Source organism: Serratia sp. C2(1), from assembly GCF_036352655.1.
Classification (GTDB): domain Bacteria; phylum Pseudomonadota; class Gammaproteobacteria; order Enterobacterales; family Enterobacteriaceae; genus Serratia; species Serratia inhibens.
Genome location: NZ_JAZFBA010000002.1, coordinates 275,419 through 288,412 on the forward strand (window position 1 = coordinate 275,419; position 12,994 = coordinate 288,412).

General features: G+C 60.8%; 13 protein-coding genes. 11 read left to right on the plus strand and 2 right to left on the minus strand.

What is annotated here, in order from left to right; translation table 11 throughout:
* Positions 1–6 precede the first annotated feature (6 nt).
* The 5 genes from hpaI to hpaC all read left to right on the plus strand — a co-directional run bounded on the left by hpaI (position 7) and on the right by hpaC (position 5,526).
* On the plus strand, positions 7–807 hold the full coding sequence (hpaI, locus tag V2S86_RS16865; protein WP_330763392.1) for a 4-hydroxy-2-oxoheptanedioate aldolase: 801 nt from the start codon (positions 7–9) through the stop codon (positions 805–807).
* An 11-nt stretch (positions 808–818) separates the two neighbouring features.
* A complete protein-coding gene (gene hpaX / locus V2S86_RS16870; RefSeq protein WP_330763393.1) occupies positions 819–2,189 on the plus strand; it encodes a 4-hydroxyphenylacetate permease in 1,371 nt (456 codons plus the stop codon).
* Positions 2,190–2,357: 168 nt separating this feature from the next.
* A complete protein-coding gene (gene hpaA, locus V2S86_RS16875) occupies positions 2,358–3,254 on the plus strand; it encodes a 4-hydroxyphenylacetate catabolism regulatory protein HpaA (RefSeq protein WP_311994097.1) in 897 nt (298 codons plus the stop codon).
* Between the two features lie 179 nt (positions 3,255–3,433).
* Complete coding sequence (gene hpaB, locus V2S86_RS16880) at positions 3,434–4,996, plus strand: 4-hydroxyphenylacetate 3-monooxygenase, oxygenase component (RefSeq protein WP_330763394.1); 1,563 nt, start codon at positions 3,434–3,436, stop codon at positions 4,994–4,996.
* Between the two features lie 17 nt (positions 4,997–5,013).
* Positions 5,014–5,526, plus strand: a complete 513-nt coding sequence (hpaC, locus tag V2S86_RS16885; RefSeq protein ID WP_330763395.1) for a 4-hydroxyphenylacetate 3-monooxygenase, reductase component — start codon at positions 5,014–5,016, stop codon at positions 5,524–5,526.
* Between the two features lie 34 nt (positions 5,527–5,560).
* On the opposite strand, the gene ampH is transcribed toward hpaC, so the two are convergent.
* Positions 5,561–6,703, minus strand: a complete 1,143-nt coding sequence (gene ampH, locus V2S86_RS16890; RefSeq protein WP_330763396.1) for a D-alanyl-D-alanine-carboxypeptidase/endopeptidase AmpH — start codon at positions 6,701–6,703, stop codon at positions 5,561–5,563.
* A 230-nt stretch (positions 6,704–6,933) separates the two neighbouring features.
* A complete protein-coding gene (locus V2S86_RS16895; RefSeq protein ID WP_330763397.1) occupies positions 6,934–7,692 on the minus strand; it encodes a FadR/GntR family transcriptional regulator in 759 nt (252 codons plus the stop codon).
* A gap of 235 nt (positions 7,693–7,927) precedes the next feature.
* Between V2S86_RS16895 and V2S86_RS16900 the strand changes: the two genes are divergently transcribed.
* From V2S86_RS16900 to V2S86_RS16925, 6 genes are all read left to right on the plus strand, one after another.
* Positions 7,928–8,668: an SDR family oxidoreductase gene (locus tag V2S86_RS16900; protein WP_330763398.1), complete on the plus strand. Its 741-nt coding sequence runs from the start codon at positions 7,928–7,930 to the stop codon at positions 8,666–8,668.
* Positions 8,669–8,838: 170 nt separating this feature from the next.
* Positions 8,839–9,684 (plus strand): fumarylacetoacetate hydrolase family protein, encoded by an 846-nt coding sequence (locus V2S86_RS16905; protein WP_330763399.1) that lies wholly within the window; start codon positions 8,839–8,841, stop codon positions 9,682–9,684.
* Positions 9,685–9,698: 14 nt separating this feature from the next.
* Positions 9,699–10,976, plus strand: coding sequence for an L-fuconate dehydratase (locus V2S86_RS16910; protein ID WP_330763400.1), 1,278 nt, complete (start codon positions 9,699–9,701; stop codon positions 10,974–10,976).
* A 14-nt stretch (positions 10,977–10,990) separates the two neighbouring features.
* Positions 10,991–11,830, plus strand: coding sequence for an amidohydrolase family protein (locus tag V2S86_RS16915; RefSeq protein WP_330763401.1), 840 nt, complete (start codon positions 10,991–10,993; stop codon positions 11,828–11,830).
* Positions 11,831–11,853: 23 nt separating this feature from the next.
* Positions 11,854–12,630: an SDR family oxidoreductase gene (locus V2S86_RS16920; protein ID WP_330763402.1), complete on the plus strand. Its 777-nt coding sequence runs from the start codon at positions 11,854–11,856 to the stop codon at positions 12,628–12,630.
* Complete coding sequence (locus tag V2S86_RS16925) at positions 12,627–12,986, plus strand: L-rhamnose mutarotase (protein WP_330763403.1); 360 nt, start codon at positions 12,627–12,629, stop codon at positions 12,984–12,986. Before V2S86_RS16920 ends, V2S86_RS16925 begins: the two co-directional genes overlap by 4 nt.
* Positions 12,987–12,994 lie beyond the last annotated feature (8 nt).

Sequence of the window (12,994 nt, forward strand, 5' to 3'; positions counted from 1 at the left end):
GGTTCAATGTTAACCAACCATTTCAAACGGGCATTGCAGGAAAAGCGCCCGCAGATTGGCCTGTGGCTGGGGCTGTGCAGCAGCTACAGCGCGGAGCTGTTGGCCGGTGCCGGCTTCGACTGGTTGCTGATCGACGGCGAACACGCGCCCAATAACGTGCAGACGGTGCTGGGCCAGTTGCAGGCGATAGCACCTTACCCGAGCCACCCGGTGGTGCGCCCGCCCTGGAACGATGCGGTGATCATCAAACAGCTGCTGGACGTCGGTGCGCAGACCCTGCTGATCCCGATGATTCAGAATGCCGAACAAGCGCGCGAGGCGGTGCGAGCCACCCGTTATCCGCCGCGCGGCGTACGTGGCGTCGGCAGTGCGCTGGCGCGAGCTTCTCGCTGGAATCGGGTACCGGATTATCTGCAGCAGGCCGATGCGCAGATGTGCGTGCTGGTGCAGATCGAGACCCGCGAGGCGGTGAAAAATCTGGACGCTATCCTGCAGGTGGAAGGCGTCGACGGGGTGTTTATCGGCCCGGCGGATCTGAGCGCCGACATGGGGTTTGCCGGCAACCCGCAGCACCCGGAAGTGCAACGCACCATTGACGACGCCATTGCGCGCATCAGCGCGGCCGGCAAAGCGCCGGGCATCCTGATGGCCAATCCGCAGTTGGCGCAGCATTACCTGGCTTCCGGCGCGCTGTTTGTCGCCGTTGGGGTGGACACCACCCTGCTGGCGCGTGCGGCGGAATCCCTGGCGAGCCGTTTTAAACAGGATCTGCCGCCGGCGCAACCGCCATCCCCGGGCGTTTATTAATCGGAGCTACCATGAGCAACGTCGATTCGCTGCCGCCGGTCAACCCGGCGCAGCAACATAAAGCGTTAACCGCCGCCGAGCAATCGGTGATTAAAAAGCTGTTTCGGCGACTGATTATTTTCCTGTTCGTGCTGTTTGTTTTCTCTTTCCTCGACCGCATCAATATCGGTTTCGCCGGGCTGACGATGGGTAAGGATCTCGGCCTCAGTTCGACCATGTTTGGCCTGGCGGCGACGCTGTTTTACGTCACCTACGTGATCTTCGGCATTCCCAGCAATATCATGCTCGGGATCGTCGGCGCGCGGCGCTGGATCGCTACCATCATGGTGCTGTGGGGCATCGCTTCGACCTGCACGTTGTTCGCCACCGGCCCGACCAGCCTGTATGTGCTGCGCATGATCGTCGGCATCACCGAAGCCGGTTTCCTGCCCGGCATTCTGGTGTATCTCACCTATTGGTTCCCGGCGTTTTACCGCGCCCGCGCCAACGCGCTGTTTATGATAGCCATGCCGGTGACCATGGCTATCGGTTCACTGGTCTCGGGCTACATTCTGGCGCTGGACGGGTTGATGAACCTCAAGGGCTGGCAATGGCTGTTCCTGCTGGAAGGCATTCCTTCGGTGTTGCTGGGCGTGGTGGTGTGGTTCTATCTCGACGATACGCCGGCCAAGGCCAAGTGGCTGACCGACGAAGAGAAAGCCAGCCTGAAGGCGATGATGGACGCCGACAAGCTGCAACTGGTGCAGCCCAACGGGCCGCGCAGCCAGCGGGCGATGCAGCAGCGCAGCCTGTGGCGTGAGGTGTTCACCCCGATCGTATTGATGTACACGCTGGCCTATTTTTGCCTGACCAATACCCTGAGCGCCATCAACATCTGGACGCCGCAGATCCTGCAGAGCTTCAACCAGGGCAGCAGCAATATCGTGATCGGCATTTTGGCGGCGATCCCGCAGATCTGTACCATCGCCGGCATGGTGTGGTGGAGCAAACGATCGGATCGCCTGCAGGAGCGCAAGCGGCATACCGCGCTGCCCTATCTGTTTGCCGCCGCCGGCTGGCTGCTGGCCTCGGCCACCGATCACAGCATGGTTCAACTGCTTGGGATCGTCATGGCTTCGGTGGGGTCCTTCACCGCGATGGCGATCTTCTGGACCACGCCGGATCAATCCATCAGCCTGGAAGCGCGCGCGATCGGGATCGCAGTGATCAACGCCACCGGCAATATAGGATCGGCAGTCAGCCCGTTGTTGATCGGTTGGCTTAAGGATCTGACCGGCAGTTTTAATGCCGGGCTGTATTTCGTGGCGGCGCTGTTGGTCATCGGGGCGTTGATCGTCTGGCGCATTCCGATGCAGGGCTCGCGTCCGCGGGCCACGCCATAAGCCTGATATTAGGCTATTTTACTTGCCATTTTTGCCTAGGGCAGTGCTCGGAACCCTTACGTACTGCGTGTACGCTCGGGTTCCTGCGCGCTGTCCATGGCCAAACTGCCTGCGACAATGACGCCTAATAAGGCTATTTTACCGATCTCATCGCTGAGGGAGGAGGATGTGCAAAAAAGTACCGGTTTTATCGCCAATATCGACATCTGCAAAGAGTACGATGCGCGTTACGCCGCCGATGAAGTGCACTACGAAACCTTTGCCGGGCTGGCGGCGTTTTTTGGCCGCGACATGCAGGTGCATTGGCACGACCGTTTCTTCCAGGTGCATTTTCTGGAGACCGGCAAGATTGAGTTGCAGCTCGATAGCCAGCACTATTCGGTGCAGGCGCCGCTGTTTATCCTGACGCCGCCCTCGGTGCCGCATGCATTCTTCACCGAGCCGGTCAGTGACGGCCACGTGCTGACGGTGCGCCAGGAGCTGATTTGGCCGCTGCTGGAGCGGCTGTACCCCGGCAGCAATCTGGCGCTCGATATGCCGGGCATCTGTCTGTCGATGGCGGACGCCCCGCAGGAGTTGACGGCGCTGAGCCATTATTGGGCACTGATCCGCCGTGAATTCGGCCAGCAGCTGGCCGGCCGCGAGCAGACGCTGGCGCTGCTGGCGCAGGCGGTGTTTACCCTACTGTTGCGCAATGCCGCGTTGGAGGATACCGCCACCGGCGGGGTGCGCGGCGAGCTGAAATTGTTCCAGCGTTTCAACAAAATGGTGGATGAACGCTTCCGCGATCATCTGTCGGTACCGGACTACGCGCAGGCGTTGGGGGTGACCGAATCACGGCTGAACGACCTGTGCCGCCGTTTCGCCAACCAACCCCCCAAACGGCTGATCTTCGACAGGTTGCTGCGCGAAGCCAAGCGTATGCTGCTGTTCAGCGCCTGTACCGTACATGAGACCGCTTACAGCCTGGGGTTCAAGGACCCGGCCTACTTCGCCCGTTTTTTCAATCGCCTGGAAGGCTGTTCGCCTTCGACCTACCGCGCCGCGCAGCATCCCCTTTCGTAAGCTGGATCACAATTTGCAGCCATTGCGGCCAATCCGCCGGAAAAGTACCGGCGATTGCCGCAAAAGTCTCTTCTCGAAACCGGCATTGGCAGCTTCAATTAAGCAACCAAAAAGAAACATGAATTTAACAAATGACCGAGTCCAGGGTCTGAAAAATGCCGATTACGAGGAAGACTTAAATGAAACCAGAAGACTTTCGTGCCGACAGCAAACGCCCGTTCACCGGCGCCGAATACCTGAAAAGCCTGCAGGATGGCCGCGAAATCTATATTTACGGCGAGCGGGTGAAGGACGTCACCACCCACCCGGCGTTCCGCAATGCGGCGGCTTCGGTCGGCCAGCTGTACGACGCGCTGCACGATCCGGTTAGCCAGGATCGTTTGTGCTGGAATACCGACACCGGCAACGGCGGCTATACGCACAAGTTCTTCCGCTACGCCCGTAGCCCGGAAGAAATGCGCCAGCAGCGTGACGCCATTGCCGACTGGTCGCGCCAGACCTACGGCTGGATGGGGCGCACCCCGGATTACAAGGCGGCCTTCGGCTGCGCGCTGGGCGCTTATCCGGAGTTTTATGGCCAGTTCGCCGATAACGCCCGCCATTGGTACCAACGCATTCAGGAAACCGGCCTGTACTTTAACCACGCCATCGTCAACCCGCCGATTGACCGCCACAAACCGGTCAACGAAGTGAAAGACGTTTATATCCAGGTGGAGAAAGAGACCGACGCCGGCATTATCGTCAGCGGCGCCAAGGTGGTGGCGACCAACTCGGCGTTGACCCACTACAACTTTATCGGCTTCGGCTCCGCCCAGGTGATGGGCGATAACCCGGACTTTGCGCTGATGTTTGTGGCGCCGATGGATGCCGAAGGGGTGAAGCTTATCTCCCGCGCCTCCTATGAGCTGGTGGCCGGCGCGACCGGATCGCCATTCGATTACCCGCTCTCGAGCCGTTTTGACGAGAACGATGCGATCCTGATTATGGATCACGTATTGATCCCCTGGGAAAACGTGCTGATCTACCGCGATTTCGATCGTTGTCGCCGTTGGAGCACCCAGGGCGGTTTCGCCCGGCTGTTCCCGCTGCAGGCCTGCGTGCGCCTGGCGGTGAAGATGGACTTTATCACCGCGCTGCTGCAAAAGAGCCTGTCTTGCACCGGCGTGCTGGAGTTCCGCGGCGTGCAGGCCGATCTCGGCGAAGTGGTGGCCTGGCGCAACCTGTTCTGGTCGCTGAGCGATGCGATGTGCGCGGAGTCCACAAAATGGGAAAACGGCGCCTATCTGCCGGATTCCGCCGCCTTGCAAACCTACCGCGTGATGGCGCCGATGGCCTACACCAAGGTGAAGCACATCATCGAAAAGAACGTCACCAGCGGGCTGATTTATCTGCCGTCCAGCGTGCGCGACATGAACAACCCGGAGATCGACAAATACCTGGCGCGTTACGTGCGCGGATCGGACGGTATGGATCACGTCGAGCGCATCAAGATCCTCAAGCTGATGTGGGATGCGATCGGCAGCGAGTTCGGCGGCCGTCATGAGCTGTATGAGATCAACTATGCCGGCAGCCAGGACGAGATCCGCCTGCAGTGTCTGCGCCACGCGCAGGGATCCGGCACCATGGATCAGATGATGCAGATGGTCGACAAGTGCCTGTCCGATTACGATCAGCACGGCTGGAAAGTGCCGCACCTGCATAACAATGGCGATATAAATCAGCTGGATAATCTGCTGAAGTAATTCAGGAGGAGGGGTGTATGTCTCAGGAAAATGAACACCGTCTGCGGTTTCGCGACGCCATGGCCAGCCTGTCTGCGGCGGTGAATATTGTGACTACCGACGGCCCGGCGGGGCGCTGCGGCATCACCGCTACCGCAGTCTGCTCGGTGACAGATACGCCGCCGACGCTGCTGGTTTGCATTAACCGCAACAGCGCGATGAACCCGGTCTTCCAGGAGAATCAGCGATTGTGCGTCAACGTGCTGAACCATGAGCAGGAGCTGATGGCGCGCCATTTCGCCGGCATGACCGACGTCAGCATGGAGGAGCGCTTCCGGCTGGAGGAGTGGCAAAGCGGGCCGTTGGGCCAGCCGGCCCTGCGCAATGCGCTGGCCAGCCTGGAAGGGGAGATCACGCAGATCCAGAGCATCGGCACCCATCAGGTGTATCTGGTGCAGATCCGCCAGATCCTGGTGAGCGCCGCCGGTAACGGCCTGATCTACTTCAAACGCAACTTCCACCCGGTGATGCACGGAATGACTTTGGCCTGAGTGTTGTCGGGGCGAGCCTGCTCGCCCCGACATTCTAGCTTTTGTTGGCCGCCAAATCCCCCACCAGCCGGTTAACCGGATCGCTCATATTGGTGAATTTGGTCAGATCTGAGCGAGTTACCACCACGAAGACGCCGATATTTTTCTGCGGGATCATCGCCATATAGGTAATAAAACCCCCGCCACCGCCGGTTTTCTGAATAATGCCCGGCAGGCCGTCCTTCGGTGCCATATACACCCAACCCAATCCCAACGCGCTTGCCTCACCCGGCACGTCCATCCCTTTCAGCGACACCAAGTCGTTGCGCTGGAAGTACATGGTTTGTTCGCTGGCCGCCGTCGATTTACGTGCGCCGGCGGTGTTGGAAGAGAGGAACTGTTGCATCCAGCGTTGCATGTCGCGCGGGGTGGAATAAATCCCGCCGCTGCCGGCCGCTGCGGTGGTATCGCGACAGGCGCTTGGCCCGGCAGCCGCCACCATCAGGCGCGAGCACTGTTCGGCGCTGGGGGTGAGGGTGGTGTCGACCATGCCGAGCGGCGCGGTGATTTTTTCGCGCAACAGGGCGCTGTAGGGTTTGTTTGCCGCCCGCGATAAGGCATCTGCCAGCAGATCATATGCCAGGTTGGAATAGGCGGCGCGCACGCCCGGCGGCACGGTGACGTTGGCGTGTTCGAGCCACTGCCAGCGCTGTGCCTTGGTTGGCCAGGTGAACACCGGCGTTTTCGCCGGTTTTTGACCCGGTTGCTCGCGCGGCAGCGAGCTGGTGTGGGTCGCCAGGTTCAGCAGGGTAATGGGCTGGCGCGAATTATAGGCCGGCACTGAGGCACCCGGCGGGGCGTATTTTCGCAGCGGATCGGTCAGCTTGACCCGGCCTTCCGCCGCCATTTTGACCATCACTTCGCTGGTCATCAACTTGGTGATTGAGGCGATGCGGATCAACGAATCCGGGCGCGGGCGCAGATCATTGCCCGGCTTGGTATCGCCAAAGCTGCGGTTAACCACCTGATTGTTGTCAATCACCACCAGCGCCATACCGGTGGCGCCGCTGTTGAAGAAAATGTGTTCGGCATACTGGTCGACGATTTGCGAGGCCAGTTGCGGGTCGGCGGCGTGAGCGGCCAGTGGCGCGGCGCACAGGCTCAGCGCCAGCAATGAAGCGCGGAAAGAGTTCTTCAACGATCGTTATCCATGTTAAAGGCTGCAGGAAAGGGCCCGGGCCGTGGCGTGACTGACGCGGCCTATACCCGTCGTCTTTCAAGCCGCAGTGTCGTTACCTGCGCTCGCTGCAACTGAAAGCCATAGGGGGCAATATGCTGCCAGTGTAATGTGCCTTGGCCCCGGCTGCATGTGGAAAAAAGAGCGGTCCGTCAAAATTTTTACCCTTGCCCCCGCCGTGCCGAAACGGCCTATTGCGCGCGGGTAAAGATGGCGATCACTTCATCCAGATGCGCTTTCATGGCCTTGCGTGCGCCGCGCACGTCACGCGCCTCGATCGCCTCCAGAATTGCCCGGTGTTCCTGTTCTGAACGGTGCGGCATATCGTCCGGCGTATAGTGGCGTTGCAGCACGCGGAACATGCTGCCGTAGCGATGGCCGAGCAGGTGGCCGATAACGAACGCATAGGCCGGGTTGCCGCTGGCCTGGGCAATGCGGATGTGGAACAGCCGGTCGCCGGGGTGGGTGGCCGATCCGGCGCGGTTATCGCGGCAGTTTTGCTCATAGGCCGCCCGAATACCCGCCAACTCGTCGTCGGTGGCGTGGCGCGCCGCCAGCGCGGCGGTTTCCGGTTCGATCAACAAGCGGGTTTGCAGCAGCGAGAACGGCGGCAACTCGGCGTTAAAATCCAGCTCGATATTCAGTTCATCATCGATTTCCGCCCATTGGTCGCGCCCGGCTTGCGCCATCACCGGCTCCTGCGAGGCCAAAATCGGTGCCTGCGCCCGCACGATCACGCCGTTACCGACTTTCACGTCGACCAGACCAATCACTTCCAGCGCGATCAGCGCCTCACGTACCGAGGCGCGGCTGACCTGTAACTGCTGGGCCAGATCCCGCTCGGACGGCAAGCGGCTGCCCGGGGGAAATTCGTTGTTTTCGATGAGCCGCTTTAGTTGATCGGCTATCTGTCTGTAAATACGTGGGTTTTCCAGTCGAGTGATAGGCATGGGTTACCTTGAGCTGTTTAGCGTTAAGTGATTCAGCGCACAGTTATTAGTCAAGCCGCTTGAGTAATGGTTAATCAAGTGTAAAAAGTTGGTTAATCAAAATGCTGTTTTAAGTGTGTCTCATAACATTCTCACCAAACGATAACGCGTAAAGCGTCTTTTGTCATGTTAAAGGTCTGACCTTTAATCGCCTTTAATGGCCTGACCATTGGACCTTTAGGCCAAGGGAGCGAAAATGAATTTAACCGGGAAACGCGTGCTGATCACCGCCGCCGGACAGGGTATCGGCTTCAGCACCGTCAGGCTGTTCGCCGAGGCGGGCGCGGAAGTGATCGCCACCGATATCAACATCGGCCAACTGCAGGGGCTGCCCGGCATTCAGGCGCTGACGCTTGACGTCACCGATCCGGCCGCGATAGCTGCGGCGGCGGAGACCCTCGGGCCAGTCGACGTGTTGTTTAACTGCGCAGGCGTGGTGCACAGCGGGTCGATTTTGGCGTGCAGCGAGGAGCAGTGGGCGTTCGCCAACGAGCTTAACGTGACGGCGATGTTCCGCATGATCCGCGCCTTTTTGCCCGGGATGCTGGCGCGTAAAAACGGCTCGATTATCAATATGTCTTCGGTCGCCTCTAGCGTGAAAGGGGTGCCGAACCGCTTTGCTTACAGCACCACCAAGGCGGCGGTGATCGGCCTGACGCGTTCGGTGGCAGCGGATTACGTTACCCAGGGCATTCGCTGTAACGCCATCTGCCCCGGCACGGTGGAGTCGCCGTCGTTGCGCCAGCGCATTGCCGAGCAGGCGCGTGAACAGGGGCGCAGCGAGGAAGAGGTTTATCAGGCGTTTGTCGCCCGCCAGCCGATTGGCCGCATCGGCACGACCGCCGAGATCGCTCAGTTGGCGTTGTATCTGGCTTCGGATGCCAGCTCTTATACCACCGGCACGGTGCAGATCATCGACGGCGGCTGGAGCAACTGAGGAATGGCCCATCAGGCTGTTGCGCTTGCCATTTTGAGCTTGGGCAGTGCTCGGACTCCTCACGTACTCCGTGTACGCTCCGGGTCCTGCGCGCTGTCCTCACTCAAACTACCGGCGCTCACGACGCCTGCTGGCCCACCCCTCCGACATATTTTCTCAGAGAGGATGACATGAAACTTTTACGCTATGGCGCGCCAGGACAGGAACGCCCGGGAGTGTTGGACAATAACGGCCAGATCCGCGACCTTTCGCAGCATATCGCCGATGTCAGCGGTGAGGCGCTGCTGCCGGCGTCACTGGAAAAACTGCGTGCGCTGGATATCAACCAACTGCCGCTGGTCGAGGGGCAACCGCGCCTGGGGCCGTGCGTCGGCCACATCGGCAAGTTTATCTGCATTGGCCTCAATTACGCCGATCACGCGGCGGAAACCGGTGCGGCGATCCCCGGCGAACCTGTAGTGTTCAGCAAATGGACCAGCGCGGTGGTGGGGCCAAACGACGACGTGCAAATTCCGCGCGATTCGGTCAAAACCGACTGGGAAGTGGAGCTGGGCGTGATCATCGGCCAGGGCGGGCGTTATATCAGTGAGCAGGATGCCCTGCGTCACGTCGCCGGCTACTGCGTGATTAACGACGTTTCCGAACGTGAATTCCAGATTGAGCGCGGCGGCACCTGGGACAAGGGCAAGGGGTGCGACACCTTCGGCCCCACCGGCCCCTGGCTGGTGACCGCCGATGAAATTGCCGACCCTCACCGCCTGAACCTGTGGCTGGAGGTGGACGGCAAACGCTATCAGGACGGCAACACCAGCACCATGATCTTCCGCATTCCGCACATCATCAGCTACCTGAGCCGCTTTATGAGCCTGCAGCCGGGCGACGTGATCTCCACCGGCACGCCACCGGGCGTGGGCATGGGGCAGAAGCCGCAACCCATCTACCTGAAGGCCGGGCAGACGATGCGTCTGGGTATCGAGGGATTGGGTGAACAGCGTCAAACAACCGTACAGGCCTGATGGGGAGCCGCACCATGACGACGATTACCGCACTGCGGGTTGAAGATATTCGTTTCCCCACGTCGCTGGGGCTGGACGGATCCGACGCGATGAATCCGGATCCGGACTATTCGGCGGCGTACGTGATCCTGGAGACCGATCGCGCCGATCTGCGCGGCCACGGGCTGACCTTTACCATCGGCCGCGGCAACGAGATCTGCTGCGCAGCGATCCGCGCGCTGGAGCATCAGATTGTCGGCGTCCGGCTTGAGGAGATTGCCGCCGATATGGGCGCGTTTTGGCGGCGTTTTACCGGCGACAGCCAACTGCGCTGGATTGGGCCGGACAAGGGCGCGATTCACCTGGCGACCGGGGCGGTGGTGAATGCGGTATGGGATCTGTGGGCCAAATCCGTGGGCAAACCGGTGTGGCGGCTGGTGGCGGAGATGACGCCGGAGGAACTGGTGCGTTGCATCGATTTCCGTTACATCACCGACTGCATTACGCCGCAGGAGGCGCTCAACCTGCTGAACCAGCGGGCCGAGGGTAAGGAACAGCGTCTGGCGCGGCTGCTGGAGGAAGGCTATCCGTGCTACACCACCTCCGCCGGCTGGCTGGGCTACCCGGACGACAAGCTGCGTCGGTTGTGCCAGGAAGCGGTCGACGCCGGTTTCTCCTACCTGAAGCTGAAAGTGGGCCGCGATCTGGAAGACGATATCCGCCGCGTGCGCATCGCCCGCGAGGTGATTGGCCCCGATCGCCAACTGATGATCGACGCCAACCAGGTGTGGGAAGTTAACGACGCCATTCCCTGGGTGAAGCACCTGGCGTTCGCCAAACCCTGGTTTATCGAAGAACCGACCAGCCCGGACGACATTGAAGGGCATCGCCGCATCCGCGAAGGGATCCATCCGGTCAAGGTTGCCACCGGCGAGATGTGCCAGAACCGCATTATGTTCAAGCAGTTCATCATGCGCGGGGCGATTGACGTGGTGCAGATCGACGCCTGCCGCCTTGGTGGGGTCAACGAGGTGTTGGCGGTGATGCTGATGGCGGCGAAATACAACTTGCCGGTGTGCCCGCATGCCGGTGGCGTGGGGTTGTGCGAATACGTGCAGCATCTGTCGATGATCGATTACCTGTGCATCGCCGGCACCCACGACGGGCGAGTGATCGAATACGTTGACCACCTGCATGAACATTTTATTCATCCTTGCGATATCCGGGGCGCGGCCTACATGCCGCCGCAACACCCTGGATATTCGATCGAGATGCATCCTGCGTCGATCGAACAGTACCGGTTTCGCGGTTGAAGCGGGAGCACGGCATGCTGCGCATCGACGCTCACCAACACTACTGGCGCTATCGGCCGCAGGAGTATCCGTGGATTAGCGAACAGATGGCGGTGCTGCGTCAGGACTACGGCCCGGCGCAGCTCGAACCGCTGCTGAAACGCCACGGTTTCGACGGCGCGCTGGTGGTGCAGGCCCGTCAGTGCGAGCAGGAAACCCGGACGCTGTTGGCGCAGGTGCAGCAAAGCAGCGGCGTATCCGGCGTGGTGGGATGGCTGGACATTGCCTCGCCACAGCTGCCGCAGCGGCTTGATGAACTGCGCCAACAGCCGCTGCTGCGCGGCCTGCGTCATCTGGTTCAGGATGAGCCGCAACCGGCGGCCTGGCTGGAGCGGCAGGCGGTGCGGCACGGCATGCAGACGCTGCAGCGGCACGGTTATGTCTACGACATTCTGGTCACCCACCGGGATCTGGCGGCTGCGGCGCAGTTTGCCGCCCGGCACGACGATTACTGGCTGGTGCTGGATCATCTCGGCAAACCGGATATCGCTCGTGGCGCGCAGCATTGGGCGCAGCAAATCAAACCGCTGGCGGCGTTGCCCCACGTGGCCTGCAAGCTGTCCGGGTTGATTACCGAAGTGCCCGGCGGCGGTTGGCAGGCGCAGCAGCTGCTGCCGTTTTTTGAGGCGGCGCTGGAGGCATTCGGCCCGAAGCGGCTGATGTTCGGCTCCGACTGGCCGGTGTGCCTGCTGGCCGGCGATTACGGCCAGGTTTATCACCTGTGCGAACAGGCCGTCGCCGCGCTGAGCCCCGCACAACAGGCGGCAATTTGGGGCGGGACGGCCAACCGCGTTTACAGCCTGGCTATGGGCTAGCTACGGATTAACGGAGTTGAGTGATGGATTTGTATCTGAAAGAGAAAGTGGTGATTGTCACCGGCGGCGGCTCCGGCATCGGCGCGGCCATTTCCCGTCTGCTGGCGGAAGAAGGGGCGATTCCGGTGATTGTCACCAACGCGGAGCCGGAGGCGGATTTCCTGACGGCGCTGCGCCGGTTGCAGCCGCAGAGTGAAGTGATCATCACCGATCTTTGTGAAGAAAACGACTGCCGGCGAGCGGTGGCGCAAACCCTGGCAACCTTCGGCCGCCTCGACGGGTTGGTGAATAACGCCGGGGTGAACGACGGCGTCGGGCTGGAGGCGGGGCGAGAGGCGTTTGTCGGATCGCTGGAGAAAAACCTGATTCATTACTATCTGATGGCGCACCTGTGCCGGCCGGCGTTGCAAAGCAGCAAGGGGACCATCGTCAACATCGCCTCCAAAACCGCACTCAGCGGGCAGGGCGGGACCAGCGGTTATACCGCCGCCAAGGGAGCGGTACTGGCGTTGACGCGCGAGTGGGCGGTGTCGCTGCGCCATGACGGCGTGCGAGTGAATGCCGTAGTACCGGCGGAAGTGATCACGCCGCAGTATCAGCGCTGGATCAATACCTTCGAACAGCCGGAGCTGCAACTTGAGAAAATTACCGCGCGCATTCCGTTCGAACAGCGGATGACCACGCCGCAGGAAATCGCCAACACCGTGGTGTTTTTGATCTCATCGCGGTCGTCGCACACCACCGGGCAGTGGCTGTCGGTGGACGGCGGCTATTTGCATCTTGATCGGGCGATCACATGAGCGGTTCTGCGGGTTTGCCGCGGCGCTTTTGCCAGGCGCTCGATCTGGTCGATTCACCGGCGCTGATTGAGGAGTATCAGCGCCACCACCAACGCATCTGGCCGGAAATTGCCGACCATCTGCGTGAGTACGGCATCCTGGATATGGAGATTTACCGGCTGGGCACCCGGCTGTTCATGATCGTCGAGGTCAGCCCGGCGTTCGATGCCGGGCAGTTTGACGCCGCCGGTCTGAGCAATCCCCATGTGCAGCGCTGGGAAGCCCTGATGTGGAAATACCAGGTGGCTACCCCCTGGACGCCGCAGGGCGAAAAATGGGTGGCGATGGAGCGGATATTCTCTTTGCAACAGCAATAACAACATCT

What these genes read in the sequence shown, in the direction of transcription:
- hpaI (WP_330763392.1), top strand. Translation starts at nt 7, where the DNA reads ATGTTAACCAACCATTTCAAACGGGCATTGCAGGAAAAGCGCCCGCAG.
- hpaB (WP_330763394.1), top strand. Translation starts at nt 3,434, where the DNA reads ATGAAACCAGAAGACTTTCGTGCCGACAGCAAACGCCCGTTCACCGGC.
- hpaC (WP_330763395.1), top strand. Translation starts at nt 5,014, where the DNA reads ATGTCTCAGGAAAATGAACACCGTCTGCGGTTTCGCGACGCCATGGCC.
- V2S86_RS16910 (WP_330763400.1), top strand. Translation starts at nt 9,699, where the DNA reads ATGACGACGATTACCGCACTGCGGGTTGAAGATATTCGTTTCCCCACG.
- V2S86_RS16925 (WP_330763403.1), top strand. Translation starts at nt 12,627, where the DNA reads ATGAGCGGTTCTGCGGGTTTGCCGCGGCGCTTTTGCCAGGCGCTCGAT.
- V2S86_RS16905 (WP_330763399.1), top strand. Translation starts at nt 8,839, where the DNA reads ATGAAACTTTTACGCTATGGCGCGCCAGGACAGGAACGCCCGGGAGTG.
- hpaX (WP_330763393.1), top strand. Translation starts at nt 819, where the DNA reads ATGAGCAACGTCGATTCGCTGCCGCCGGTCAACCCGGCGCAGCAACAT.
- V2S86_RS16920 (WP_330763402.1), top strand. Translation starts at nt 11,854, where the DNA reads ATGGATTTGTATCTGAAAGAGAAAGTGGTGATTGTCACCGGCGGCGGC.
- V2S86_RS16915 (WP_330763401.1), top strand. Translation starts at nt 10,991, where the DNA reads ATGCTGCGCATCGACGCTCACCAACACTACTGGCGCTATCGGCCGCAG.
- V2S86_RS16895 (WP_330763397.1), bottom strand. Translation starts at nt 7,692, where the DNA reads ATGCCTATCACTCGACTGGAAAACCCACGTATTTACAGACAGATAGCC.
- V2S86_RS16900 (WP_330763398.1), top strand. Translation starts at nt 7,928, where the DNA reads ATGAATTTAACCGGGAAACGCGTGCTGATCACCGCCGCCGGACAGGGT.